The 26,138-nt window shown below is 56.9% G+C and carries 27 protein-coding genes; 16 read left to right on the top strand and 11 right to left on the bottom strand.

The window, feature by feature from the left end; translation table 11 throughout:
* Positions 1-7: 7 nt before the first annotated feature.
* From ASC90_RS14785 to hemE, 8 genes are all read right to left on the bottom strand, one after another.
* Positions 8-892, bottom strand: coding sequence for a ParB/RepB/Spo0J family partition protein (locus ASC90_RS14785; protein WP_056541768.1), 885 nt, complete (start codon positions 890-892; stop codon positions 8-10).
* 22 nt (positions 893-914) lie between these two features.
* On the bottom strand, positions 915-1,709 hold the full coding sequence (locus tag ASC90_RS14780; RefSeq protein WP_056541766.1) for a ParA family protein: 795 nt from the start codon (positions 1,707-1,709) through the stop codon (positions 915-917).
* A gap of 18 nt (positions 1,710-1,727) precedes the next feature.
* Positions 1,728-2,345 carry a 16S rRNA (guanine(527)-N(7))-methyltransferase RsmG gene (gene rsmG, locus ASC90_RS14775; protein ID WP_056541763.1) on the bottom strand — a complete coding sequence of 206 codons (618 nt, stop codon included), beginning with the start codon at positions 2,343-2,345 and terminating at the stop codon, positions 1,728-1,730.
* A gap of 22 nt (positions 2,346-2,367) precedes the next feature.
* Positions 2,368-4,242: a tRNA uridine-5-carboxymethylaminomethyl(34) synthesis enzyme MnmG gene (gene mnmG, locus ASC90_RS14770; protein ID WP_056541760.1), complete on the bottom strand. Its 1,875-nt coding sequence runs from the start codon at positions 4,240-4,242 to the stop codon at positions 2,368-2,370.
* 106 nt (positions 4,243-4,348) lie between these two features.
* Positions 4,349-5,668 carry a tRNA uridine-5-carboxymethylaminomethyl(34) synthesis GTPase MnmE gene (mnmE, locus tag ASC90_RS14765; RefSeq protein ID WP_056541757.1) on the bottom strand — a complete coding sequence of 440 codons (1,320 nt, stop codon included), beginning with the start codon at positions 5,666-5,668 and terminating at the stop codon, positions 4,349-4,351.
* 95 nt (positions 5,669-5,763) lie between these two features.
* A complete protein-coding gene (gene rho, locus ASC90_RS14760) occupies positions 5,764-7,029 on the bottom strand; it encodes a transcription termination factor Rho (RefSeq protein ID WP_156392957.1) in 1,266 nt (421 codons plus the stop codon).
* 196 nt (positions 7,030-7,225) lie between these two features.
* Positions 7,226-7,762 (bottom strand): protoporphyrinogen oxidase HemJ, encoded by a 537-nt coding sequence (gene hemJ, locus ASC90_RS14755; RefSeq protein ID WP_056541751.1) that lies wholly within the window; start codon positions 7,760-7,762, stop codon positions 7,226-7,228.
* Positions 7,762-8,799: a uroporphyrinogen decarboxylase gene (gene hemE, locus ASC90_RS14750; RefSeq protein WP_056541746.1), complete on the bottom strand. Its 1,038-nt coding sequence runs from the start codon at positions 8,797-8,799 to the stop codon at positions 7,762-7,764. Before hemE ends, hemJ begins: the two co-directional genes overlap by 1 nt.
* A 405-nt stretch (positions 8,800-9,204) precedes the next feature.
* On the opposite strand from hemE, the gene ASC90_RS14745 reads away from it, so the two are divergent.
* Genes ASC90_RS14745 through dnaQ form a run of 5 tightly spaced genes read left to right on the top strand, consistent with a single transcriptional unit; the run spans position 9,205 to position 12,827 of the window.
* Positions 9,205-10,026, top strand: a complete 822-nt coding sequence (locus tag ASC90_RS14745; protein WP_056541743.1) for a pyruvate, water dikinase regulatory protein — start codon at positions 9,205-9,207, stop codon at positions 10,024-10,026.
* Between the two features lie 37 nt (positions 10,027-10,063).
* The gene (locus tag ASC90_RS14740; RefSeq protein ID WP_056541740.1) at positions 10,064-10,663 is read left to right on the top strand and encodes a Maf-like protein; all 600 of its coding nucleotides are present in this window, start codon (positions 10,064-10,066) and stop codon (positions 10,661-10,663) included.
* Complete coding sequence (locus ASC90_RS14735) at positions 10,656-11,513, top strand: shikimate dehydrogenase (protein ID WP_056541737.1); 858 nt, start codon at positions 10,656-10,658, stop codon at positions 11,511-11,513. Before ASC90_RS14740 ends, ASC90_RS14735 begins: the two co-directional genes overlap by 8 nt.
* On the top strand, positions 11,513-12,124 hold the full coding sequence (gene coaE / locus ASC90_RS14730) for a dephospho-CoA kinase (protein WP_056541734.1): 612 nt from the start codon (positions 11,513-11,515) through the stop codon (positions 12,122-12,124). Before ASC90_RS14735 ends, coaE begins: the two co-directional genes overlap by 1 nt.
* Positions 12,117-12,827 (top strand): DNA polymerase III subunit epsilon, encoded by a 711-nt coding sequence (gene dnaQ / locus ASC90_RS14725; RefSeq protein WP_056541732.1) that lies wholly within the window; start codon positions 12,117-12,119, stop codon positions 12,825-12,827. The genes coaE and dnaQ overlap by 8 nt, the downstream gene beginning before the upstream one ends.
* Positions 12,828-12,878: 51 nt before the next feature.
* Here the strand turns inward: dnaQ and secB are convergent, their stop codons facing one another.
* Together secB and ASC90_RS14715 are read right to left on the bottom strand one after the other, a co-directional pair.
* Positions 12,879-13,355, bottom strand: coding sequence for a protein-export chaperone SecB (secB, locus tag ASC90_RS14720; RefSeq protein WP_056541729.1), 477 nt, complete (start codon positions 13,353-13,355; stop codon positions 12,879-12,881).
* A 98-nt stretch (positions 13,356-13,453) separates the two neighbouring features.
* On the bottom strand, positions 13,454-13,957 hold the full coding sequence (locus ASC90_RS14715; protein ID WP_056541726.1) for an FxsA family protein: 504 nt from the start codon (positions 13,955-13,957) through the stop codon (positions 13,454-13,456).
* 127 nt (positions 13,958-14,084) lie between these two features.
* Between ASC90_RS14715 and ASC90_RS14710 the strand changes: the two genes are divergently transcribed.
* From ASC90_RS14710 to gyrB, 5 genes are all read left to right on the top strand, one after another.
* Entirely contained in the window at positions 14,085-14,786 is a 702-nt protein-coding gene (locus tag ASC90_RS14710; RefSeq protein ID WP_056541723.1) for a Tim44/TimA family putative adaptor protein, read from the top strand.
* Positions 14,779-15,897: a murein transglycosylase A gene (locus ASC90_RS14705; protein WP_056541721.1), complete on the top strand. Its 1,119-nt coding sequence runs from the start codon at positions 14,779-14,781 to the stop codon at positions 15,895-15,897. The genes ASC90_RS14710 and ASC90_RS14705 overlap by 8 nt, the downstream gene beginning before the upstream one ends.
* Positions 15,897-16,460 carry a Smr/MutS family protein gene (locus tag ASC90_RS14700; protein WP_056541718.1) on the top strand — a complete coding sequence of 188 codons (564 nt, stop codon included), beginning with the start codon at positions 15,897-15,899 and terminating at the stop codon, positions 16,458-16,460. The genes ASC90_RS14705 and ASC90_RS14700 overlap by 1 nt, the downstream gene beginning before the upstream one ends.
* Entirely contained in the window at positions 16,457-16,834 is a 378-nt protein-coding gene (locus tag ASC90_RS14695; RefSeq protein ID WP_056541715.1) for a helix-turn-helix transcriptional regulator, read from the top strand. Before ASC90_RS14700 ends, ASC90_RS14695 begins: the two co-directional genes overlap by 4 nt.
* Positions 16,835-16,967: 133 nt before the next feature.
* Positions 16,968-19,403 carry a DNA topoisomerase (ATP-hydrolyzing) subunit B gene (gyrB, locus tag ASC90_RS14690; protein ID WP_056541713.1) on the top strand — a complete coding sequence of 812 codons (2,436 nt, stop codon included), beginning with the start codon at positions 16,968-16,970 and terminating at the stop codon, positions 19,401-19,403.
* 86 nt (positions 19,404-19,489) lie between these two features.
* On the opposite strand, the gene ASC90_RS14685 is transcribed toward gyrB, so the two are convergent.
* Positions 19,490-20,083: a nitroreductase family protein gene (locus ASC90_RS14685; protein WP_056541709.1), complete on the bottom strand. Its 594-nt coding sequence runs from the start codon at positions 20,081-20,083 to the stop codon at positions 19,490-19,492.
* Positions 20,084-20,424: 341 nt separating this feature from the next.
* Here ASC90_RS14685 and ASC90_RS14680 point away from each other — a divergent pair, with 341 nt between their 5' ends.
* The 6 genes from ASC90_RS14680 (at position 20,425) to trpB (ending at position 26,138) form a co-directional block, all read left to right on the top strand.
* A complete protein-coding gene (locus ASC90_RS14680; protein ID WP_056541706.1) occupies positions 20,425-21,267 on the top strand; it encodes a fumarylacetoacetate hydrolase family protein in 843 nt (280 codons plus the stop codon).
* A 202-nt stretch (positions 21,268-21,469) separates the two neighbouring features.
* Complete coding sequence (gene phaZ / locus ASC90_RS14675; protein WP_056541704.1) at positions 21,470-22,747, top strand: polyhydroxyalkanoate depolymerase; 1,278 nt, start codon at positions 21,470-21,472, stop codon at positions 22,745-22,747.
* 142 nt (positions 22,748-22,889) lie between these two features.
* On the top strand, positions 22,890-23,324 hold the full coding sequence (locus ASC90_RS14670; RefSeq protein WP_056541702.1) for a DUF2852 domain-containing protein: 435 nt from the start codon (positions 22,890-22,892) through the stop codon (positions 23,322-23,324).
* Positions 23,325-23,408: 84 nt separating this feature from the next.
* Positions 23,409-24,170 carry a SprT family zinc-dependent metalloprotease gene (locus ASC90_RS14665; RefSeq protein WP_056541699.1) on the top strand — a complete coding sequence of 254 codons (762 nt, stop codon included), beginning with the start codon at positions 23,409-23,411 and terminating at the stop codon, positions 24,168-24,170.
* A gap of 76 nt (positions 24,171-24,246) precedes the next feature.
* A complete protein-coding gene (locus ASC90_RS14660; protein WP_056541696.1) occupies positions 24,247-24,915 on the top strand; it encodes a phosphoribosylanthranilate isomerase in 669 nt (222 codons plus the stop codon).
* 2 nt (positions 24,916-24,917) lie between these two features.
* On the top strand, positions 24,918-26,138 hold the full coding sequence (gene trpB / locus ASC90_RS14655) for a tryptophan synthase subunit beta (protein WP_056541693.1): 1,221 nt from the start codon (positions 24,918-24,920) through the stop codon (positions 26,136-26,138).

Raw genomic sequence — 26,138 nt, 5'->3', positions numbered from 1 at the left:
GCCCACTCTACCGCCGCTCGAGAAGCCTGCAGATTTCCTCCAGCTGATCCAGCGACTTATAGGAAATCCGAATCTGACCCCCAGTTGCCTTGTGGTTAATCGTTACATCAAGCCCCAGGGTGTCGGAAAGCGTCCGTTCCAGGGCAAGCGTATCGGAATCCTTGTGGTCTCGCAGTTGGGCCGCCAGCTTGGGCTCGGACTGCGCCTTGATGTCGTTTTGCGCCAACCGTTCGGCGTCGCGAACGGACATGCCCTTGGACACAATTGTCCGGGCGAGCGCGGCGGGGTCTGAGGTCGGGACCAGGGCCCGAGCGTGACCCGCCGACAAACTACCACCCGCCAATAGGTCACGAACCGGCTCGGGCAGCTTCAAGAGCCGCAACGAGTTGGCGACATGACTGCGACTCTTGCCGATGATCTCACCCAGATCATTCTGCGTGTATCCATATTCCGCAATCAACTGTTCGTAGCCAAGCGCCTCTTCCAAGGGATTGAGATCCGACCGCTGAACGTTTTCAACAATCGCGATCTCGAGCGCCGTTTTGTCATCAACGTTGCGTACGATAACCGGAATTTCGACCAGACCCGCAAGCTGCGCCGCGCGCCAACGTCTTTCGCCGGCTATTATTTCGTGCTGGTTCACAGACAACGTGCGAACGACGACCGGCTGCACGATGCCATGCTGGCGAATAGAGCTCGCTAAATCATGCAATTCGCTTTCGTCAAAGAAACGACGAGGATTGCGCGGGTTGCGGCTCACGAATTCAATCGGCACCATGCGGTCAGGACTGACGTTTGGCTTTTCAGAATCGGCCACTACAGGCTGGTCCATCTCTCCAATAAGAGCGGCCAGACCGCGGCCCAGTCTTCGCTTAGAGACATCATCGTTCATTGTCGAGCTCGCTGTTAAATTCCTAAGCCGCCAAACGCTGGCGTTCCCGCTGTATAACCTCTGAGGCAAGTTGCAGATATGCCTGGCTACCCGCACACTTCAGATCGTACAGAATCGCCGGCTTTCCGTAGGATGGCGCCTCCGAGACGCGTACGTTGCGGGGAATCAAGGTGTGATAGACCTTCTCGCCGAGATGGGTGCGGACATCATTGACCACCTGTTGCGCAAGATTATTGCGGGAGTCAAACATCGTTAGCACAATACCTTGAATATCAAGGCGCGGATTCACGGTGCGTCGCACCTGGTCAACCGTCTCCAATAGCTGGCTCAGGCCCTCAAGCGCAAAAAATTCGCATTGCAGCGGCACCAGAACTGAATGTGCAGCGGCCATTGCGTTCATCGTCAACAGATTGAACGAGGGTGGGCAATCGACTAAAATGTATGAGAACCGAAAGGCGTCCTCCGCAGCGAGCGCCTTCTTCAGCTTGAAAACCCTATCGCTCTGCTGCGCAATTTCCATCTCGATGCCGAGCAGATCCATCGTCGATGGCACTATAAAAAGATTCGGCACCGCGGTCTGCTGCGAGACCTCTTCAATTCCATATTCGCCTAGCAACAAATCATAGGACGATAGTCGCCGCAGCTTACGCTCAATGCCGAGCCCGGTGCTTGCATTTCCCTGCGGATCGAGATCAACAATCAGCACACGCTCGCCTATCGCCGCCAAAGCGGTAGCCAAATTAATGGCTGTGGTCGTTTTGCCCACACCACCCTTTTGATTTGCGATGGTAATAATACGATTTCGTTCGCCAGCCATTGCAGCATCACCGATCTGTTACGCCGAGCGCCGGAGATTGAAAACCTCCAGAACAACTGAGTCTCGCTCGACAGCGCTCTTGTGTTCTAGCAGATCGAAGTTCCAGCCACCATTCGCTTTCTCGATCTCGGCACGGTAATCCCGGCCTTTATGAAGGTACGATCGAACGTTCGCGTTTGTCCGAGACCAAGGCTCGATGTACTCGAGCAGCTTCGAAAGGTCGGTTAGCGCGCGCGCAGAGACAAAGTCGCCAAGCGGGACGATAGTCGCCGCTTCCTCAATACGCACGGCATGAACACTGCCCCTGGCGCCAGTCTCACGTAGGGCACCTCTCAGGAATGCCGCCTTCTTGTGATTGCTTTCGATAAGATGAACCCAGCCGTCACCAAGCTCAGAAAGAAAGATTGCTGTAACGATCCCAGGAAACCCGCCTCCACTGCCGAGGTCGATCCAGTTGCCGGGGTGGGATTGAAGCTGAAAAATCTGCGCGCTGTCGGCTATGTGCCGCCGCCAGGCATCTTCCATCGTCGACGGTGCTGTTAGATTGATCGATTTGCTCCACTTCTGAAAAAGTGCAACAAAGTGCTCCAATCGCTCCTGTGTTTCACGTGAAACACGCCGACCGTTTATATTCATGGTAGGACTCTCAAAAACTGCATTATGCGGAGATCGCGACAACACTCTCAACACGTCTCAAATGCACGAGCAACAGCGAAATGGCAGCCGGTGTCATGCCATCGATCATCGTCGCCTGCGCAACGTTATGCGGCCGGTGAGATCGCAGCTTGTGCTTCAATTCATTTGACAGTCCCGATAGCGCATCAAAATCAAAATTATCGGGAATGACGCGTGCCTCATCGCGCTTCACATCGGCAATATCTGCCGACTGCCGACCCATATAGACGGCATACCGAGCTTCGATTTCCAAAGCCTCGCCAACTTCGGGCGCGATACCCGCAAGCTCCGGCCAAAGTGCCTTGAGGTTGGCCAATCCGATATCCGTGTGGGAAAGCAGATCGTAGGCAGAGCGCCTTTGCCCATCGAGATTAACCTTCAAGCCCGCACGGCCCGCCTCGTTGGGCGTCGCAACAAACGACGATAACTGCGCACGACCTGCATCCAACGCAGCGATGTACGTTTCGAAACGCCGGTGGCGGCTTGAGGATATGGCACCGAGTTGTATCGCCAGGGGTGTCAAACGGACGTCGGCATTGTCGGCCCGCAGCGACAACCTATACTCGGCGCGGGAGGTAAACATCCGGTACGGCTCCAATACGCCGCGCGATGTGAGATCATCAATCATCACGCCGATATACGAATCCGTACGGCTAAACTGCACCGCAGCGCTCCCACCCGCCAAGCGAGCCGCATTGGTACCGGCGACCAGACCCTGCGCCGCGGCCTCCTCATAGCCCGTCGTTCCATTGATCTGACCGGCGAGGAACAGACCGGCCATCTTCTTGACCTCAAGCGATGGCTTCAACTCACGCGGATCGACATGGTCATACTCGATCGCATAACCGGGTTGCAAAATCTTAGCTTGCTCTAATCCCGGGATAGTTCGAATAAATGCTTCCTGTACGTCGGCCGGGAGCGATGTCGAGACTCCGTTCGGATAGACCGTATCATCATCGAGCCCTTCCGGCTCGAGAAATACCTGATGCCCGTCGCGCTCACCGAACTTTACCAACTTGTCTTCGATGGATGGGCAGTAACGTGGCCCGACACCTTCGATTTGCCCAGAGTATAACGCTGATCGTCTTAGGTTGTCGACGATGATGCGGTGTGTCGCGTCGGTCGTTCGCGTGATGCCGCAGTCAACCTGAGGATTGGTAATCCTGTCGGTCATGAAAGAGAAGGGGACAGGATGCTCGTCGGCGCTCTGGCGGCCGACGGCTGACCAATCAATTGACTTGCCATCGAGACGCGCTGGCGTGCCGGTTTTCAGACGGCCAAGTTTGATGCCAAGGCCCAGGAGTGTGTGGGACAGACCGATCGACGGCTCTTCACCGGCTCGGCCGGCGGGAATCTTTTGGTCGCCGATATGAATAAGGCCCCTGAGAAAAGTCCCCGTCGTAAGCACAACCGAACCACAGTGTAGAATCCGGCTATCTTTCATGACTACAGCACGCACTCGACCATCCTGGCTCTCGATGTCGAAGGCATCGCCTTCGACAACGTCCAGATTGTGTGTCGCTTCGATCTCGGCACGCATCGCCATGCGATAGAGCTTTCGATCGGCCTGCGTCCTTGGACCTCGAACGGCCGGACCTTTTTTCCGATTGAGCATTCTGAACTGGATGCCCGATTGATCCGCGATACGGCCCATAAGCCCGTCCATCGCATCGATCTCACGGACAAGATGACCTTTGCCAAGACCGCCAATCGCTGGATTGCATGACATTACACCGATGGTGTCTCGTTTATGCGTGACCAGCGCAGTCTTGGCACCGAGTCGAGCGGCCGCGGCCGCGGCCTCACAGCCCGCGTGTCCACCACCAATGACAATGACATCATATCGAGGGGTATTCATTTCGATGCTCCTGAGCTTGCCTGGTGATGAGCGAAGTCATACCTTGAGTCAAGGCGTTTCACGTGAAACCATGGTGCGACACGCTGGTGCACGTGTTTCACGTGAATCATTTTCCGATGCAAAACTCACTGAAGATAAGATCGAGCAGATTCTCAACATCGACGCGCCCAGTAACGCGGCCGAGCGCGTCGGAAGCCACCCGCAGATCTTCAGCGCGCATTTCTAAGCCACGGCCGGTATCTGTCAGCGATGCGCGTACCGCGGCGAGGGAACGCGAAAGGGCATCGCTATGCCGCGAACGAGTTGGGATCGCCATCGATTGTGGGTGCACCTTTTCTTTCAAACGATCCGCGATGCAGCGACGCAGTTCGTCAAGACCGGTACCATCACGAGCTGAAACCGTCAGGTCGTATGTCCGTGCGCTGCCGCGCGGCAGATCGGCCTTGGTTCCGACAATCAAACTGTGCGCAGGCAAGGTCTCCATAGCGGCGGAAACCGTTAGATCCTCCGCATAGATGACCAAATCAGCCTCATCGATGATCTGCAGCGCCCGTCGAATTCCCTCCCGCTCAACGACCTCATCCGTGTCGCGTAGACCGGCAGTATCATGGAGCCTGACCAGGAACCCGTCGATGTGCAAGTCAGTTCGCAGAACATCTCGGGTTGTTCCTGCAACCTCCGTGACAATCGCGACGTCACGACGAACCAGTGCATTCATCAGGCTCGATTTCCCCGCATTGGGACGACCGGCGATGACAACCTTGAAACCATCGCGAATGATCTCACCCATTTCGGTCTGCTTCAGTTGGCTGTCGATCTCATCCGCCAACAGGACCATATCAGCCCATACTTGCTCAGAGACCGAGCCCGGAACATCATCCTCATCCGCAAAATCCAGTTCAGCCTCGATAAGGGCCCGTCCCCTCGTCAACCGTGATGCCCAGCCGTTGTAGATAGCGGATAAGCCCCCCGAGCTATGCTCCACCGCAAGGCGCCGCTGCATCTCCGTCTCCGCAGCGATAAGATCTGCAAGACCTTCAATCTCGACCAAATCAAGCTTGCCGTTTTCGAACGCGCGTCGCGAGAACTCGCCCGCGGTCGCTGGCCTGAGATTTGAAAAGCTCCCTAACTCCTCATACAGGGCTTGAACCACAGCACGCCCTCCGTGGAGGTGCAGCTCGGCGACATTCTCGCCTGTAAAAGAGTTGGGACCAGGGAAGAACAGGACGAGCCCGGTATCGAGGACTGTACCGTTGCGGGTCCGAATCTTTCTGAGGGTGGCGTGGCGCGGATCGGGTACTTCGCCGAGCAGACTTGTCAGAACAGATGTCACGTCCGGTCCACTAAGACGGACAACAGCCACGCCGGAGGGAACAGAACCACTGGACAGTGCAAAAATCGTTTGATCGGTACGAAGAGCACTCATTCCAAATCCGTTTGGTTCGAAGGCGAATCGATCTCCTGAAATGCGAGAGCCGGCCACGTTGGGTGACCGGCTCTCACTTTGAATCCGGCTAAGGATTAAGTATTCATCGACTCGAAGAAATCAGGGTTACTCTTAGTCTGTTTCAGCTTGTCGATAAGGAACTCAATTGCGTCGGTTGTGCCCATCGGGGCCAGAATGCGCCGCAGTACGAAGATCTTCTGCAAGTCTTGACGCGGCACGAGAAGGTCTTCCTTTCGTGTGCCGGACTTCAGGATATCCATCGCAGGGAAGATGCGCTTGTCTGCAACCTTGCGATCGAGAACAATTTCCGAGTTTCCGGTGCCCTTGAACTCTTCGAAAATCACCTCATCCATACGGCTGCCAGTGTCAATGAGGGCGGTCGCGATAATCGTCAGCGATCCGCCTTCCTCGATATTGCGTGCAGCACCAAAAAACCGCTTCGGTCGCTGTAGCGCATTTGCGTCGACACCACCGGTCAGCACCTTACCTGAAGACGGAACGACGGTGTTGTATGCACGGCCAAGGCGCGTGATCGAGTCAAGCAGGATCACCACGTCGCGCCCGTGTTCGACGAGACGCTTCGCCTTCTCGATCACCATTTCCGCAACCTGCACGTGGCGGGTTGCAGGCTCATCGAACGTCGACGATATGACTTCACCCCGAACCGAACGCTGCATATCCGTTACTTCTTCCGGCCGCTCATCGATCAGGAGAACGATCAGGTAGCACTCCGGGTGATTCGCGGTGATCGAATGCGCAATGTTCTGAAGCAGGACGGTCTTACCGGTACGAGGCGGTGCGACGATCAGGCCACGTTGGCCCTTGCCCAGGGGCGCCACCAGATCGATAACCCGCGAGGATAGATCCTTGTTCGTCGGAACATCGAGTTCCATCTTGAATCGTTCGTTCGGGTAAAGCGGCGTCAGGTTGTCGAAGTGAACTTTATGTCGGATTTTTTCGGGATCGTCGAAGTTGATGGTGTTGACTTTGAGCAACGCAAAATAGCGCTCGCCCTCCTTCGGTCCACGGATTGGCCCTTCAACCGTATCGCCGGTCTTCAGCGAGAAGCGGCGTATCTGGGAGGGCGATATGTAAATATCGTCAGGGCCCGGAAGATAGTTGGCACTCGGCGATCGCAGGAAACCAAAACCGTCCTGCAGGACCTCCACCACACCTTCGCCAATAATCTCAACATCCTGGCTAGCAAGCACTTTGAGTATAGCAAACATCAATTCCTGTTTGCGCATTGTGCTTGCATTTTCGACCTCGAGCGATTCGGCAAATGCCAGCAGATCCGTCGGGGATTTACTCTTAAGTTCTTGAAGCTTCATTTCAGCCATGAAGTGACCATTACTCTATATTTATGAAGGGGAAAGGCGATGTCGAGGCTGTGACCGGTCCTGCGAAACAATCGTAGACGATCAAACTTTACATACATGCCACAAGGATGAGGTGAGGGGAAAATAGCGAGTAAGGCGGACCGCCGCAAGGGGGCTGCTTAAAATGAAGCAAATTTAACTTGATCTCCATTTCCGCTCAGAACGGCTTGACCACCACCAGTATCACGATCGCGATCATAAGAACGGTCGGCGCCTCGTTCATGAAGCGCCAATAACGCGCCGATCGGCGATTCTGGTCGCGATCAAACGCATTGACCGCCCTGCTGAAGAAGATGTGAACGACAGTCAGGAGAACAACCAGACCAATTTTCGCATGCAGCCATCCACCCTGAAAGCCGTAGACAGACCAGGCGAGGTAAAGACCGAGGATCCACGTTAGCATCATCGCCGGGTTCATGATGACCTTCAGGAGCCGTCGTTCCATCACCTTGAAGGTTTCAGACTGCACAGATCCTCGCTCCGCATCGGTGTGATAGATGAACAGCCTCGGCATATAGAACAGTCCTGCCATCCAGGAGATCACCGCAATGATGTGAAGCGCCTTGATCCAGAGATAGAGATCGTCCGGATTCCAAACGAAAAGGCCCGCGGCCAATAAACCAAAAAAGGCGATCGCGAGATGGGCACGGCGACGGGCGTAGGTACCTGGTTTCGCGTCGGTCTGCCTTTCCATCAAACGGTGCCCCGCCCACGGACCCGCTCGACAAGGAGCCGGACATTTTCCGGATCGGCCTGCGGTGTTATTCCATGTCCCAAGTTGAATATCAGCGGTCCATTGCCAAGCTGCTGCAGGATGTCGTCGATACCGTCCTCGAGCGCGACGCCGCCCGCCACGACACGCATCGGATCCAGATTGCCTTGAACGGGTCCGTCCTTTTGCAGCTCCGCCGCGAATTCCAGCGGCACAGACCAGTCAAGGCCAATCGCATCGGCTTTTGTCTTCTGCCGGTATTGCTTCAGAAGATAACCCGCGCCCTTGGCGAACGCGATGATCCGTGCCTCCGGCCGTCGCGCTTTGATCGATGAGATCATCCGGGCAACCGGCTTAACAGCATATGCCTCAAACTCGCGTTCGCCGAGAACACCAGCCCAGGAATCAAATATCTGAACGGCATCAGCACCTGCATCAATCTGTGCCACCAGATAGTCGGCGGACACATCAGCGAGCAACAGCAGCAGACGCTCGAAAGCCTTCGGGTATCGGTAAGCGAAAAGGCGGGCAGGAGCCTGATCCGGTGTCCCGTGGCCCGCGATCATATAGGTCGCAACCGTCCAAGGAGCACCGCAAAACCCGAGTAGAGCGGTTTCCGACGGCAATTCATTCCTCAGCCGCCGGACTGTCTCAAGAACCGGCATGAGGTAGTCGATCAAATGCTCGGTTTCGATCCTGGAGATGCCAGCCTCATCGATCGGATCCATTTGAGGCCCGTGTCCTTCGGTGAAGCGGACGTTGCGCTTCATCGCATCAGGGATGACGAGAATATCCGAAAACAATATCGCTGCATCGAAGCCATACCGCCGGATCGGCTGCAGCGTGACCTCCACTGCGTGGTCTGGTGTGTAACAGAGGTCGAGGAAGCTTCCGGCTCTCGCCCGGGTTTCTCGATACTCAGGCAGATATCTTCCTGCTTGGCGCATCAACCAGATGGGAGGAGGACTGAGCGTTTCGCCGTCCAATACCCTGATAATTTTCCGGCGGATTTCAGTCACACACTTCTTCCCTATAAAAATATAAAAGATCTTTTAAAAGGTTTCTATTTCTTAGAGTCTGTTTCTATCAAGGATTAAAATCCGTCCACCGCCGAAGCGATTTGTCGCGCTCGCGCTTATGAAGTCGAAAGGCGCTGCAAACGAATTCGTGGAAATTGTGGACGGAGGCAAGAAGATATAATGATTACAACGTGATGTTAAACCTCGATGTTCAGCCAGAACTGTGGACAAACTCCGTGTATCTGTCCCGCGAGCCAAACGTTTCCACAGAACCCACAGACCGTCCGGAACTCATCTCTGAGAATCCGAATTGTGGAAAAGTAGGCATGTTTTCCCTTGCCTTACCCTTGGCTGGCCCCTTAGCTCTCCGTCATCCAGTCTTTTCAACAGGTGGCCGAAAATATCGTGGAGAACCGAACGAACTTCTTCCATCTGCATCTGATTTCTGACTCGACGGGTGAGACTCTCATTTCGGCGGGTCGCGCTGCGTCGGCGCAGTTCAAATCCGCCCAGCCCATCGAACACGTCTACCCACTCATTCGAAATCGGAAGCAACTGCTGCAGGTTCTTCAGTCGATTGACAGCCAGCCGGGCATCGTTCTCTACACAATCGTCGACCGTGAGCTGGCAATCTTTATCGATCAGCGTTGCGCAGAGATGGGCGTGGCGTCTGTCAATGTGCTCGAGCCCGTCATCAATGCCTTTCAAATCTACCTCGGGGCCCCGTCGCGCCGTCGTGTCGGCGCCCAGCACGTGATGAATGCGGGATACTTCGCCCGCATCGAAGCCCTTAACTTCACGATGGATCACGACGATGGCCAGATGCCGGACGACTATAACGACGCTGACGTCGTGATCATCGGCATCAGTCGAACCTCAAAGACGCCGACGAGTATCTATCTCGCCAATCGCGGCATCAAGACCGCCAACATCCCCATCGTCTACGGCGTACCACTCCCCGACGCACTGTTTTCGGCGCCAAAGCCATTGATCGTATGTCTCATTGCCACAACCGATCGGATATCCCAGGTTCGAGAGAATCGGATTCTGGGCGCGACCCCAGGCTTTGATCGGGGACAGTACACCGATCGCGCCGCCATTTCGGAGGAATTGAAATACGCCCGGTCCCTGTCCGCTCGGCACAATTGGCCGCTGATCGACGTAACCCGGCGATCTATCGAGGAGACGGCGGCCGCAATCGTTGCCCTTCGGCCGAAGCTGCGGTAAGCGCTGGCAACTACAACTATACGCCCGCGAGGTCTCGATGACACCAAAACTCCTGCTCGCATCGTCGAGCCCGTTTCGCCGGATGCTGATGGAGAATGCAGGGCTTGTGTTCGACTCCGAACCTGCCGTCATCGATGAACGGGCGATCGAAGCTCCCCTGGAGAGGGACGGGGCTACGCCAGACGCTGTTGCACTTGTTCTCGCGAAAGCGAAGGCAAAGGAAGTCAGTGATCGCTTTGCAGGCCATTTGGTGATTGGCTCCGACCAAACGATGTCGCTGGCGGATCGTACTTTCCATAAGCCCAGGGATATGGCCGATGCGGGAAACCATCTTCGGGCGCTGTCGGACAAGACGCACCGGCTAAACAGCGCCGTCGCTCTCGCGCGTGACGGCGATATCGTCTGGGAGCACGTATCGCATGCGGAATTGACGATGCGCCCCCTAAGTGACGATTTCATTCATCGGCATCTGAACCGGGTGGGAGCAAAAGCCCTGGCCAGCGTCGGTGCCTACCAGCTGGAAGGCGAGGGATTGCAGTTATTCTCGAGAATTGACGGCGACTATTTTACAATCCTGGGATTGCCCATGTTGCCATTGCTGCAAAAACTGAGGGAGCTTGGTGCCATCGATGGATGATTCACGTGAAACATTGGGACCGCGCGCGTTTGTTACCGGCTTCCCGATCAAGCATTCGCGTTCACCGCTGATCCATGGCCACTGGCTGAAAGCACTCGATCTTCCAGGCAGTTATGGCGCGCATGAGGTGACGCCGGCCGAGTTCCCCGCATTCATCCAGGCATTGAAGAGCGGCGATTCAGGGTTCGTCGGAGGCAATGTCACGATTCCGCACAAGGAAATGGCTTTCAGGCTGGCCGATCAACCGGATGAACTTTCCGAGGAGCTTGGTGCGTCGAACACGCTTTGGCTCGAGGACGGCAGGCTTCGAGCGACGAATACCGACGGCCGCGGCTTCACGGCCAATCTGGATGAGCGCCGTCCCGGTTGGGACAAGGTCCGATCTGCCATCATTCTTGGCGCCGGCGGCGCCAGCCGTGCGGTGATTCAAGCAGTTCGGGACCGTGGGCTGGATGAGATCCACATCGTCAACCGAACGATTGAACGGGCGCATGAACTTGCCGACCGCTTCGGCCCCAAGGTGCATGCTCATCCAATGTCATCACTTCCGGAGATAATGAAAGGCGCGGGCCTGTTCATCAATACGACGTCCCTTGGGATGGACGGCGACGAAGCACCACGGATAGACTTTACGCCGCTAGCTGACAGCGCCGTCGTCACCGATATTGTCTATGTGCCTCTTAAGACGCCGATACTTGCCCAGGCCGAAGCACAAGGGTTTTCTATCGTGGACGGACTAGGCATGCTGTTGCACCAGGCGGTTCCAGGCTTCGAGAAATGGTTCGGATATCGGCCGGCCGTCGATGAGACGCTGCGTGCGGCGGTTATCGCTGATATGGAACGACACTGATGTTGAGGATCGGGCTGACAGGCTCTATCGGCATGGGAAAATCGACCATGACACGGCTGTTTGCGGAAGCCGGGATTCCGGTCAGCGATTCCGATGCGATCGTCCATGACCTTTATGCGGGTGAGGCGGCACCGCTCGTCGATGCTGTATTTCCCGGTACCCTAAAGGCTGGGGCGGTGGACCGACAGGAGCTCGGACGCCAGCTGGCTCTTCGGCCGGAGGGTTTCAAGCGCCTCGAGGAAATCGTTCACCCCCTAGTGCGAAGACGTGAGGCCGAGTTTGTTGCTCGCGAGGAGAGCCGCGGCGCGGAGATGGTTCTGCTCGATATCCCCCTGCTGTTCGAGACAGGAGCCCAAGAAAGAGTCGATGTCGTTGTCGTTGTAAGCTGCGATCCACAGATTCAGCGTCGGCGGGTACTTGCGCGGCCCAACATGACGGAGGAAAAATTCAATATGATTCTCGCGCGTCAAACGCCCGATGCGGAAAAACGTGCGAGAGCCGATTATCTGATTGATACCGGTCACAGCATCGAGACGGCCAGAGAGCGAGTCGCTGAAATCGTAGCAGACCTGAAGCGGCGGCTCGCCAGTGGAGATTTTCTGAATGCGTGAGATCATTTTTGATACGGAAACCACGGGTTTGGACAATCGCGTGGACCGCATCATTGAGATTGGCGGCATCGAGTTGGACAACCATTTCCCAACCGGACGGACGATCCATCTCTACGTCAATCCATCGAACCAGAAAGTCCACCCCGATGCGCTCGCTGTGCACGGCATCACAGATGAGTTTTTGAAGGACAAGCCACTCTTTGCGGATCTCGCGCAGCAAATTCTTGATTTCTTCGGCGACGCCAAGTGGATCGCACACAACGCCACCTTCGACATGGGCTTTATGAACGCCGAGTTTGCGAGAATTGGGCTTCCGCCAATTCTTCCCGAGCGTGTAACGGATACCCTCTCCATGGCGCGCCGCAAGCACCCCATGGGTCCCAATTCACTCGACGCGCTCTGCCGTCGATATGGTATCGACAACTCACACCGGGCAAAGCATGGTGCGCTTCTCGATTCCGAGCTGCTTGCGGACGTTTACATCGAAATGATCGGGGGGCGCCAGGCAGCCCTTGGCCTTGGCGTGGCATCGAGCAATTCAAACGGGCAGGAAACGGCAATCGAGGAGATCATCGTTGGCACGATCACACGACCGCGGCAACTTGCGGCGCGTCTGAGCGGCGAAGAGCAGCAAGCCCATGACGCGCTGATCGCGAAACTTGGTCAAAAGAGTATCTGGGCAAAATACGATCTGCCAAATTGAAAATGCCCGGGCTTGTCCCGGGCATCGAATCTCACTCACAAGGATATTGGTTCAGTTTGCCTGAACCTTGGCGCGAGTCTGCTCTTCGGCAACGCGCTGCGCGAACATCTGGGAAAAGTCGATCGGATCGATCATCAGCGGCGGAAAACCTCCATTGCGGGTGACGTCGGCAATGATCTGGCGCGCAAACGGGAACAACATGCGCGGGCACTCGATGAAGAGAACCGGTAGCATGTGCTCCTGCGGGAAGCCGGCGATCCGGAAAACACCGCCATAGACAAGCTCGGTATGAAAAACCGTCTTGTCGTCGTCCTTGGCTTCGGCGTTGAGCGAAAGAACCACGTCGAAGTCCGTGTCGGAAAGCGGATTGGCGTTGACATTGACGTTGATATTGATGGCCGGAGCCTTGTCACGAGCCTGCAACGAACGCGGAGCTCCCGGGTTTTCAAAGGAAAGATCCTTCGTGTACTGGGCAAGGATGGTTAGGCTCGGGCTCGTCGCACCGTTATTGCTGTCTTCGTTGGCCATTGGCTTTTCCTCGAGAGGCTTTGGATAGATGCGGCATCTATCATTTCGAGGGTAGTGTTACAACCCTGAGCCCCTGCCGTCGCAAGGGAGGTCACCCCTTATTCTCCAAGGTTTTTGCCGGACCACGGAGATTTGCCGTCGGATGTGCGCCGGTAGTCCTCCTCGTCCAGATCAACGACCTTTATATCGGGACTCCCACGGTCGGAGCGCTGTGACGATCCGCTGAACCCCTTGGGCTGGCCAACGACGACGAATCGTCGGCTGATATACTTCCAGGCGAGATCGCGCACGGCCGGAATAAAAATGAGAATGGCCAATATATCCGTGATGAACCCCGGGACGATGAGCAACAGCGAGGCGATAACGAGCATCGCCGGACGCAGCAACTCACGGCCAGGCATTGCCCCGGTTCGTCCCTCTGCCGACATGCGACGCAGTATGCCTATACCCTGGCGCTTCAGCAGCGCCATCCCGAAGATAAAGCTCAGCATGACCAGTGCCAGGGTCGGCCAGAGTCCGAGTGCCCGTCCGACCAGCACAAAGCCGGCAATCTCGCCGAGCGGTAATAGTAGCAGGAAAGCGGGTAAGATTTTAAGGGGCATCGTATCCTTCCGGGATTCGTCGAAATCGATTGTAGCAAGCTACACTCGCTGAGCCATTTGAATCATCTGTCTATGAAGACTATATGGGAGTACAAATCAGGGATGCTAACAGCGATTGCGGCGGGATATGGGTTCAAACGACTTCATCACATTGTTTTTTCTCGTGGCGGCAGTGCTGATTTTTTTCCAGCTGCGCAACGTTCTTGGTCGTCGCACAGGAAATGAAAAGCCGCCGCGCGACCTCTATACGCCGCGCGATGCTGCGGGAGCGGACACGCCGGACGCCAGCAAGGTGGTAACACTTCCGCGTCGTGACACTGCCGTAGAGGAAGATCGCTTTGCGGCGATCGATGCGTTCGCGCCGGTTGGCACATCCCTCAACGCATCGCTGCGCGAGATGAACAAGGCAGATTCCTCGTTCAGTCCAAAGGAATTCGTCGACGGCGCCCGTATGGCCTATGAAATGATCGTCATGGCCTTTGCTGACGGTGACCGGAAGGCCCTGAAAAGCTTGCTATCACGCGAGGTTTACGATGGTTTCGATGCTGCCATCTCCGATCGTGAGGCCAAGGGCGAGAAAGTGAAATCGACCTTTGTTGGTATCGACAAGGCCGAAATCACAAATGCAGAGATCAAGGGCAGCGAAGGCCAGATTACGGTCCGGATTATCAGCCAACTGATTTCTGCGACCTACGACAAGGCCGACAAGCTGATAGATGGCGATGCGGAAAACGTAGCTGAGGTCAATGACCTCTGGACTTTTGCCCGTGACACACGCTCGCGCGATCCGAACTGGAAACTCGTGGCCACAGAATCGGAACATGAGTGACGATGTGCGGGGCTTTGCGCTTCAAGCGATAAATTTCGATAAATTGGAAGGCTGGATGGATGATGATCCTTCCAGCCTTTTTGAAGCGATGGCAGCCTGCCTTCGGCAGATCGAGATGATCAAGCCATATCGAACCGGTTCACTCGGGTTGACTGTGGAGGACCTCCTTCCGCTGCTCAGGGCAGCGCGCGACGTCAAGCCATCGACGGCGGCCGATGCCCGCCAATTCTTTCAGGAGCACTGTCGACCCTTCCGCGTTCAGCGTGCTGATGGACATCAGGGCTTCGTTACAGCCTTCTACGAGCCGGAAATTGCTGTATCGGCCGAGGCAGATGGCCTCTACCGTTTTCCCTTCTATCGCCGGCCCGATGATCTGATCGATCTCGATGACGGCAATCGACCCTCGGCATTGACGGCGGACTACGCGTTCGGTCAACTCCGCGACGGCCAGATCGGTGCCTATCCTGATCGACGCGAGATCGACGAAGGTGCGCTCGCCGGCCGGGAATTGGAGATCGCCTGGGCCAAATCGAAGGTCGATGTCTTCTTTGTGCACGTCCAGGGCGCTGCACGCTTGCGTTATCCGGACGGGACCGTTGGACGCATTACCTATGCTGCGAAGGCGGGCCACGCCTTTTCGGCCATAGGCAAGCTGCTGATCGATCGCGGCGAAATCGACCGGTCGGAGATCTCGATGCAGACGATCCGACGGTGGTTGAACGCCCACCCGGACAGCATCGATGAGGTTCTCTGGCACAATCGATCTTATATTTTTTTCCGTGAAATGTTACCCGGCAACCTCGACAAAGGCCCCGTTGCAGCCGCCAAGGTGCCGTTGATCGCCGGTCGCTCGCTGGCCGTTGACCGTCTCATCCATACTTTTGGCACGCCGTTCTTCGTTCGCTCGGACAGTCTTGTTCACCTCGATGACGGGAAGCCATTCCGGCGGCTGATGCTGGCCCTCGATACGGGATCCGCGATTGTCGGTCCCGCGAGGGGAGACATCTTTACCGGATCCGGTGACGAGGCCGGCGATGATGCGGGAACCGTGCGCCATGACGCCGATTTCACGATCCTTCTCCCGAAAGACGTCGCGACGAGGTTCATTTGATGGCGAAGGACCGCAAGCTCAGCACGGACGAGCGCGTCCTCTGGGGGAAGGTGGCGCGGAGCACGCGACCGATGCAGGGAAAGCAGGGGCAACTGACTGAACTTGATATCTTTTTGGCAGCGGAGCAGGCGGAGATAGACAAGGTTGCCGCCCCAAAATCGGGGTCCGAAGTGATATTCCAAACGGTCGTGCCGGCCACACCCAGAGCGCCATCGGGTGTGCACCATCCGTTCGAACGCCCGGTCAAGCGCAAGATCGCGAAAGGTCGTCTGGCGCTGGAGGCACGCATAGACCTGCACGGGCTTGTACAGAGTGAAGCCCATATCATGCTGTTGGAGTTTTTGATGCGGGCTCATGATCGCGGCATGAGGCACGTATTGGTGATAACGGGGAAGGGCAGTTCGCTCGGCAGCGAAGGCGCGCTCAAGCGTGCTGTGCCCATGTGGTTCTCAAAAGCGGAATTTCGTTTCCTGATATCATCGTACGAAACCGCGGCGCAGCACCACGGAGGTGAAGGAGCGCTCTATGTCCGCCTTTCACGCCGTCATGGAGAAAGGGCATGACCCCATTCGGTCAAGCGGTTCGAAAGCTGCGCGAGCGCAAGGGCGTGACGCAGAAGCAGATGGCGGCAGCCCTCAACGTGTCGCCCGCCTATCTATCGGCTCTCGAACATGGAAAACGCGGTCTGCCAACCTTTGATCTTCTTCAGCGCATTGCCGGCTACTTCAACATCATCTGGGACGAAGCCGAAGAACTCTTCCTCCTCGCCCGCGTTTCTGACCCTCGTATCGTGATTGACACGTCTGGTTTGTCGGCCGAATACACGGCATTCGCAAACCTTTTAGCTGGCCGCATTCGTGACCTCGACCCTGCTATCCTGTCGCAACTCACCGCAGTCCTCGAAAATGGCGAAAAAGCGGACGGAAAACGGTCATAATCCCCTGTTTTATGACGAGCTTAAGGGCGCTGGCATTGGGAACCTCGATCAAAAACCCTATATTCTGCCGTGAATAAGGCCGGTGATTCGCAAGTCTCCCCAAGGCTATGACAACAGGGAAATTCTCGACAATATGACCGACATACCCGCGACGGAAAACGGCGTTAGCACCGAATATGGCGCAGACTCGATTAAGGTTCTCAAGGGCCTTGATGCCGTGCGGAAGCGCCCGGGCATGTATATCGGCGACACCGACGACGGATCGGGCCTTCACCACATGGTCTACGAAGTCGTTGACAATGCGATCGACGAGGCATTGGCCGGCCATGCCGATATTGTCACCGTCACGCTCAATCCCGATGGTTCGGTCACAGTCACCGACAATGGCCGAGGTATCCCGACGGACATACACACCGGCGAAGGTGTGTCGGCGGCCGAGGTCATCATGACCCAGCTTCATGCTGGCGGCAAGTTCGACCAGAATTCGTACAAGGTGTCTGGCGGTCTGCATGGCGTTGGCGTTTCGGTTGTCAACGCTCTCTCCGTCTGGTTGAGGCTCAAGGTCCGCCGTCAAGGCAAGGTTCACGAGATGAGCTTCACCCACGGTGTCGCCGACGCCCCACTGAAGGTCATCGGCGATGCAGGCGGTTTGACCGGCACCGAGGTCAGCTTCATGCCGAGCTCGGAAACCTTTACCATGATCGAGTTCGACTACGGTACGCTTGAGCATCGTCTGCGTGAGCTGGCGTTCCTCAATTCCGGCGTTCGCATTCTTCTATCGGACAAGCGACATTCTGATGTGCGTGAGCAGGAGATGCTCTACGATGGCGGCCTCGAGGCATTCGTGTCCTATCTTGATCGCTCCAAGAAGCCGTTGGTCGACAAGCCGATCGCAATCCGCAGCGAAAAGGATGGCATTACCGTCGAAGTCGCGATGTGGTGGAACGACAGCTATCACGAGAATGTGCTCTGCTTCACCAACAATATCCCTCAACGCGATGGCGGCACGCATATGGCCGGCTTCCGTGCCGCGCTGACGCGACAGATCACCTCCTATGGCGACACATCAGGCATTACCAAGAAGGAAAAGGTCACGCTGACCGGGGAGGATTGCCGCGAGGGCCTGACGGCGGTCTTGTCGGTCAAGGTGCCCGATCCGAAGTTCTCGTCTCAGACGAAAGACAAGCTGGTTTCGTCTGAAGTACGCCCGGTTGTCGAAAATCTCGTCAGCGAAGCGTTGAGCACCTGGCTGGAAGAGCACCCGACTGAAGCCAAGGTTCTGGTTGGCAAAGTGGTTGAGGCTGCAGCTGCGCGCGAGGCCGCTCGCAAGGCGCGAGAACTGACGCGCCGAAAGGGAGCGCTCGATATCGCATCGCTGCCGGGCAAACTCGCTGATTGCTCCGAGCGTGATCCCTCGAAATCGGAAGTTTTCCTGGTCGAGGGTGATTCTGCGGGCGGTTCGGCCAAGCAGGGGCGTTCGCGCGAAAATCAGGCGATCTTGCCGCTGCGTGGCAAAATCTTGAATGTCGAGCGGGCGCGCTTCGACAAGATGCTCTCGAGCCAGGAAATCGGCACGTTGATCACCGCGCTTGGCACGGGCATCGGCAAGGATGAGTTCAACGCCGACAAGCTTCGCTATCACAAGATCATCATCATGACGGATGCTGACGTCGACGGCGCCCACATTCGTACTTTGCTGCTGACCTTCTTCTTCCGGCAGATGCCGGAACTGATCGAGCGCGGCCACCTCTACATTGCGCAACCGCCACTCTATAAGGTTTCGCGCGGCAAATCGATCCAGTACCTCAAGGATGAGAAGGCGCTCGAAGAATATTTGATCGCTCAGGGCCTGGAAGATGCGGCGCTGAAGCTCGGCACCGGAGAGGTTCGTACCGGTCAGGATTTGCGCGAAGTCATACTGGATGCTCTTCGGCTGCGTGCCCTGCTCGACAATCTTCATTCGCGCTACAACCGTGCTGCCATCGAACAGGCTGCTATCGCCGGTGCTCTCAATGCGGAGGCGGTCAGCGATCGAGGACGGGCAGAACTGCTCGCAGTCGAGGTTGCCAGGCGGCTCGACATAATTGCCGAAGAAACCGAGCGCGGCTGGGAAGGCGCGATCACCGGCGAAGGCGGTCTTCGGCTTGAGCGTATGGTCCGTGGGGTCAAGGAGGTGGTTGTGCTGGACATGGCGCTCATCGGCTCGCAAGACGCCCGGCTCGTCGATCAGTTGTCAACGCGTCTGAAAGAAATCTATCAAACCCCGCCAGCACTGGCGCGTCGTGATGGCGAGCTTGAGATTGCCGGGCCACGGGCGCTGCTCGACGCCGTATTCGCGACCGGTCGAAAGGGCCTGGCGATGCAGCGCTACAAGGGTCTGGGCGAAATGAATGCCGAGCAGCTCTGGGAAACGACACTCGATCCAAATGTCCGCTCGCTCCTGCAGGTCAGGGTTCCCGACGCAACGGATGCCGATGGTCTTTTTGCGCGCCTGATGGGCGATGAGGTCGAGCCTCGACGCGAGTTCATTCAGGACAATGCATTGAACGTTGCCAACCTGGATATCTGATCACTTGCGCCTGACGAGCCGCAAGTGTGCGTTCTGTCTCTTTGGAAGCTCCGGCATTTCGCGCCGGAGCGTTTGTGTTTAGGCAATCAGTCTGCGATGAACTTGCCTTTGAATGCGACGTCGGAGAGCGACTTGCGCTGGCTCGGAAATTCGCGCTCCTGATTGCGGAGTGACAGCACGCCCTTGTCAGCAAGACGACCAAAAGCGATGCCGGCTTCGACCCGGTAGCCCTCCGGTATAGCAAAGGCTTCCCGGATCTCGTCGTGTTTGATCCCCCCCATGCCATGGGCATAGAAGCCAGAAATGCGGGCCTGCATAGCGAAATAACCCCAGGCGGCCCCTGAATCGAAGGAATGCGTATAACTTTTCCGCCCCTCGGCGAAGTCGCCGCTAAACCCCTTGGAAACGACAAACAGCAGGGCCGACGCGTTCCTCGCCCATTCCTGATTGGAGTCCACCAGCAGGTTGACGAACTTGTTCCAGTCTTCGGAACCGTTCAGGGCATAGATGAACCGCCACGGCTGCTGATTGGCGGAGGACGGCGCCCAATGCGCTGCTTCGAGCACCGCGAGCAGGTCTGCTTCGGCAATCACTTCGCCGGTAAAAGCACGGGGCGACCAGCGATCCAGGAAGATGGGATCGATCGAATAATCGGATTCACGGTTGTTGCTTTTTGTCATCGTTTCTTTCGGCCTGCGTTGTCTTGTTCGAGAGGTGGTGTCAATTTTTCGTGGAACTGTGTGCCGTGGAGGCAGAAAGCGCAAGGCATATCGCCAGTTGCCTTGGAGCTATCTCTTTGCCTCGATTGCACGTTGGAAGACTGCGAGCCGGAACCCGCGGCGGCGGTGAGTTGGTTTCGCAAGCAGGTCACCGGTTGGGGGAGGAATTCAGCCCGAAAGGATCAGGCGCGAGGTGCGAATTTTCTGGCGCCGACGTACTGCTTCGGCGAAAACACGTATTCACACCGGTGAATAATTCGTTCATAGGTGATTGAATTTGATGCCGCTGAGGAGGAAATTCAATGAAGCTGATGCGCGTAGGCCAGATAGGCCACGAGAAACCAGCCATTCTCGACAAAGACGGAAAGATCCGTGACCTGTCGGCCCACTTCGCGGATATCGGCGGTGATGCCATCTCGCCCGCCGGGCTTGCGAAGATCAAAGCGCTCGATCCTCAAAGCCTGCCGGAGCTTGCGCCAAGCCGCATCGGTGCTTGCGTCGCCGGCACCGGCAAGCTGATTTGCATTGGCCTCAATTTCTCCGATCACGCCGCCGAAACCGGCGCGACAGTGCCGCCTGAGCCTGTGATTTTCATGAAAGCGACGTCTGCCATCGTCGGTCCGAATGACAATGTGCTTATCCCGCGCGGTTCGGAAAAGACCGACTGGGAAGTGGAACTTGGCGTCGTTATCGGTAAGACGGCAAAATACGTCAGTGAAGCGGATGCGCTCGACTATGTCGCCGGCTACTGCGTGTCGCATGACGTGTCGGAGCGCGCGTTCCAGACCGAGCGCTCAGGTCAGTGGACTAAGGGCAAATCCTGCGACACGTTCGGCCCGATCGGGCCGTGGCTCGTCACGAAAGACGAAGTCGCCGACCCGCAAAGTCTCGGCATGTGGCTGAAAGTCAACGGCGATACTATGCAGAACGGCTCGACGAAGACCATGGTCTATGGCGTCGCGCACGTCGTCTCCTACCTCAGCCAGTTCATGTCGCTTCATCCGGGTGATGTAATCTCCACCGGCACGCCTCCCGGCGTCGGAATGGGCATGAAGCCGCCGCGGTTCCTCAAGGCCGGCGATGTTGTCGAACTTGGCATCGAGGGATTGGGCATCCAGAAGCAGACATTTTTGGCCGACGGCTAAGGCCGCTTTGGGGCTCAAGAATACGAGAGCATGACCATGTCGGAGGTCAAATCTCCGGCATTTTCCTTTTGCGACGCAGGTGGCGATGTTGCTGCGCAACAAAAACCTGTTAGTCTGCATTGAGGTGCCAGCACGTCGTTGGAAAGAATCCGATGCCTCTCAATCGGCATCATCTTCCAGATTAGAGAAAGGTGGCGCACTCGTGTTCTATCAGCTTTACGAATTGAATCATGCCGCAATGGCCCCCTACCGGGCCATGGCCGACGTGATGCGCATGGCCTATGCAAATCCGTTCAATCCGATATCCCAGACGCCTTGGGGCCGAACAATGGCTGCCAGCTTTGAGATGTTCGAGCGCACCACGCGTCGCTACGGAAAACCGTCCTTCGGACTGAACGAGACTGCCATCGGCGAGCGCAAGGTTGCAGTAAGAGAAGAGATTGTATGGTCGCGCGCCTTTTGTAATCTGCTTCATTTCGCACGTGGCGTTCCCGCCACCCACACGCCTGACCCGCGTTTTCTCATCGTGGCGCCGATGTCCGGCCACTACGCTACGTTGCTGCGCGGAACGGTCGAGGCGCTGCTGCCGAACGCCGATATCTACATTACCGATTGGATCGACGCCCGTATGGTGCCGATGACCGAGGGCACCTTTGATTTCGACGACTACGTCGACTACGTCGTCGAGATGTTGCATTTCCTGGGACCGGATACCCATGTCATTGCCGTCTGTCAGCCCTCCGTTCCGGTGCTTGCCGCTGCGGCGGTGATGGAGGAAGCCAAGGATCCACTGTCGCCGTCATCGATGACGCTGATGGGCGGACCGATCGACACACGGATAAATCCGACCGCTGTCAATAAACTGGCCAAGGACAAGCCGCTCGAATGGTTTGCAGACAATGTCATCATGAATGTGCCATGGCCGCAGCCGGGATTCATGCGCCCGGTCTATCCCGGCTTCCTGCAGTTGTCCGGCTTCATGTCGATGAACCTCGACCGGCATGTGGTTGCCCACAAGGAATTCTACATGCACCTCGTGAAGAACGACGGTGAACCGGCTGAAAAGCACCGTGACTTCTACGATGAATACCTGGCCGTCATGGATTTGACCGCTGAGTTCTACCTCCAGACTGTCGATCAGGTGTTCATCAAGCATGCGTTGCCGAAGGGTGAGTTGGTTCATCGGGGCAAGCTGGTCGATCCTGCTGCTATCCGCAACGTCGCCCTGCTGACGGTCGAAGGCGAGAATGACGATATATCCGGCGTTGGCCAGACGAAGGCGGCACAGACGATTTGTGTCAACATCCCGGATAACATGCGTATGCACTATTTGCAGCCAGACGTCGGCCACTACGGTGTCTTCAACGGCTCGCGATTCCGTCGGGAGATTGCACCGCGTATCGTAAATTTTGCGCGCGAGCATGCGCGGTCGGGAAGGCCCGCGGTGAAAAGGGTCATCAAGGGCGGAAAATCGGCCTGATTAGAGACAGCTGAATTAGCGAAGTCAGTTCAAGGCTTTGTGCGATTTGGGCACAGCCCGCCTTGAAGCCATCGTGACCGGTTACCACATCGATTGTTGCGGCCGGCATTTCGCCGGTTCGATATCGGGAGGATACCGCACGATGAATCAATCAGCTTTGCTTCGCCCGGATTGGACTCCGGCTACCATTGGCCTGATGATCCTCGGCTTCGTGGTTTTCTGGCCTCTTGGTCTTGCCATGCTTGCCTACATCATCTTCGGAGATCGTCTACGTGGCTTAAAGCGTGACGCCAACAACGCTGCCGACGGATTCTTTGCCAGTTGCCGGCGTTCGCATGGACGTTATCGCCCTCATCCTACAACGGGTAACGTCGCATTCGACGATTGGCGCAAGGCCGAACTTGATCGTCTCGAAGAGGAACGCCGCAGGCTCGACGAAATGCGCGAAGAGTTCGATTCCTACGTACGCGAGCTGCGTCGCGCCAAGGACCAGGATGAGTTCGACCGCTTCATGCGCGATCGCAAGAACGCCAAGCGAGACGACAGTGGTCCGATGGCGGAATACCAGACGCCGTAAGATACCAGTACTGAACTCGAGCCGGCATCCCTGATGCCGGTTTTTCTTTGCCCGGAACCCCCGCGAATCATATAGAAAATGCCTATGTCCCCGCTTTTGTCCAAGCCGCGCCGCAGCGTCCGAAAACCCGCTCCGCCCGAGACCCGGACGCTCGATGTGGCCGGCCGACTCATGCCGCTGACGATCAAGCAGCACGAGTTGGCAACGCGCATCACCTTGCGCATCGAGCCCGGTGGACGCGCTTTGAAAATGACCATTCCGAGCGGACTGGCTGAAAGAGAAGTAAATGCCTTCCTGGATCGCCACCAGGGCTGGCTTCTGACCAAGCTTGCAAAATTCTCGACGGAGGTGGGTCTGCGCGACGGGAGCAGTATTCTCCTGCGTGGCATCTCGCATCGGATTCAGCACACCGGAAGCCTTCGCGGGTTGACGGAAGCAGTCGTCGTTGACGGCACGGCTATCCTCAGGGTCAGCGGCATGCCGGAGCATCTTGGCCGGCGAATAGCGACCTTCCTGAAGAAGGAAGCGCGCTCCGATCTGGAGCGTCTGGCAAGATTTCATTCTCGATCGATCAATGCGCCGATCAACTCTATCGCGATGAAGGATACACGCAGCCGATGGGGCTCGTGCTCATCGCAGGGCAATCTGAGCTTCTCCTGGCGCATCGTGATGGCGCCGCCATCGGTGATTGACTATCTCGCAGCCCACGAGGTCGCGCACCTTAAGGAAATGAACCACGGACCTAAGTTCTGGGCGCTCTGCAACAAACTGTGCCCGCACATGGACGAAGCGAAGTACTGGTTGAAACGGCACGGAAGCCTGTTGCACGCGATCGATTTCGATTGAAAACACAGGTGCTCAAAATGCAGCCTCCATCGCAAATTGGCTCGACTCCCAGCGCTTTTCGTGTCACTTCGCTGCCATGAAAACGGATATCAAAATCTGTGGCCTGAAGACCGCCGAGGCGATTGATCGCGCGTTGACGCGCGGCGCGACTCATATCGGCTTCATCTTCTTCGAAAAGAGCCCACGCTACATAGAGCCGGATGTTGCCGGGACGCTGGCCGATAGGGTCCGCGGCAAGGTCAAGATCGTTGCCGTTGTGGTCGATCCGACCAACGATGATCTCGATGAGATTGTAACGTTGCTGCGACCCGATATTCTGCAACTGCACGGCGACGAGAGCCCTGAACGCGTTCTGACCATAAAGGCGGTCTACGGTCTGCCTGTAATGAAGGCGTTCTCGGTGCGCAGTGCTGACGATCTCAAGCGCGTGGAAGCCTATGTCGGCATCGCGGATCGCTTCCTGTTTGATGCAAAGCCGCCGAAGGGGTCCGATTTGCCCGGCGGCAATGGCGTTTCCTTTGATTGGAGTTTGCTCACTTGGCTTGACGGCAACGTGGATTACATGCTTTCCGGCGGTCTCAACAAGGGCAATATTGCCGAGGCGATCAGCCTGACCAAGGCCCCCGGGATCGACGTGTCCTCGGGTGTCGAAAGCGCGCCGGGCGTAAAGAGCATCGCGATGATAGATGAGTTTTTCGATGCGGTCGAATTGGCTTGCCAGCCTGAAACGGCCTCAGGGAGTTGAAATTGAACGAGACGCCAAAACCGAATTCCTTCCGCTCCGGTCCCGACGAGGATGGCCGTTTCGGCATCTACGGCGGCCGCTTCGTGGCGGAAACCTTGATGCCGCTCATTCTGGAACTCCAAGCCGAGTGGGATAAGGCAAAGAGCGATCCGGAATTCCAGGCGGAACTGAAGCATCTCGGCGCCCACTACATCGGTCGTCCGAGCCCGCTCTATTTCGCCGAACGCCTGACGACGGAACTCGGTGGCGCCAAGATTTATTTCAAGCGCGAAGAGCTGAACCACACCGGTTCGCACAAGATCAACAACTGCATCGGCCAGATCCTGCTCGCCAAGCGCATGGGCAAGACGCGCATAATCGCTGAAACAGGTGCCGGCCAGCACGGCGTTGCCTCGGCAACCGTGGCGGCCCGCTTCGGCTTTCCATGCGTCGTCTACATGGGCGCGACAGATGTCGAGCGGCAGGCACCGAACGTGTTCCGCATGAAGCTCCTTGGCGCCGAAGTGAAGCCGGTGACGGCCGGCCACGGCACGCTGAAGGACGCGATGAACGAAGCCCTGCGCGATTGGGTCACCAATGTCGACGATACCTATTATCTGATCGGTACCGCTGCCGGTCCTCACCCTTATCCGGAGATGGTGCGCGATTTCCAGGCCGTCATTGGCACGGAAGCCAAGCAGCAGATGCTGGAGGCCGAAGGTCGTTTGCCCGACCTCGTGATAGCCGCCGTCGGTGGCGGTTCGAACGCGATCGGCATATTCCACCCGTTCCTGGACGATGCCGGCGTCAAGATCGTCGGCGTCGAGGCGGGCGGCAAAGGGTTGCAGGGCGACGAACACTGCGCCTCGATCACCGCCGGATCGCCCGGCGTTCTGCATGGCAACCGCACCTATCTGTTGCAGGACGGCGATGGTCAGATCAAGGAAGGACACTCGATTTCGGCGGGGCTCGACTATCCGGGCATCGGTCCGGAGCATTCCTATCTGAACGATATCGGACGCGTGGAATACGTGCCGATAATGGACCACGAAGCGCTCGAAGCGTTCCAGACGCTAACGCGGCTCGAAGGCATCATACCGGCGCTCGAGCCGTCACATGCGCTGGCCGAAGTCATCAAGCGCGCGCCGACGATGGGCAAGGATGAGATCATCCTGATGAACCTCTCGGGCCGAGGCGACAAGGACATCTTCACTGTCGCGAAGATTCTCGGAATGGATGCTTAA

It is taken from the genome of Rhizobium sp. Root1220, assembly GCF_001426265.1.
Taxonomy (GTDB): domain Bacteria; phylum Pseudomonadota; class Alphaproteobacteria; order Rhizobiales; family Rhizobiaceae; genus Rhizobium.
This window is presented reverse-complemented; position numbering and strand designations above follow the sequence as displayed.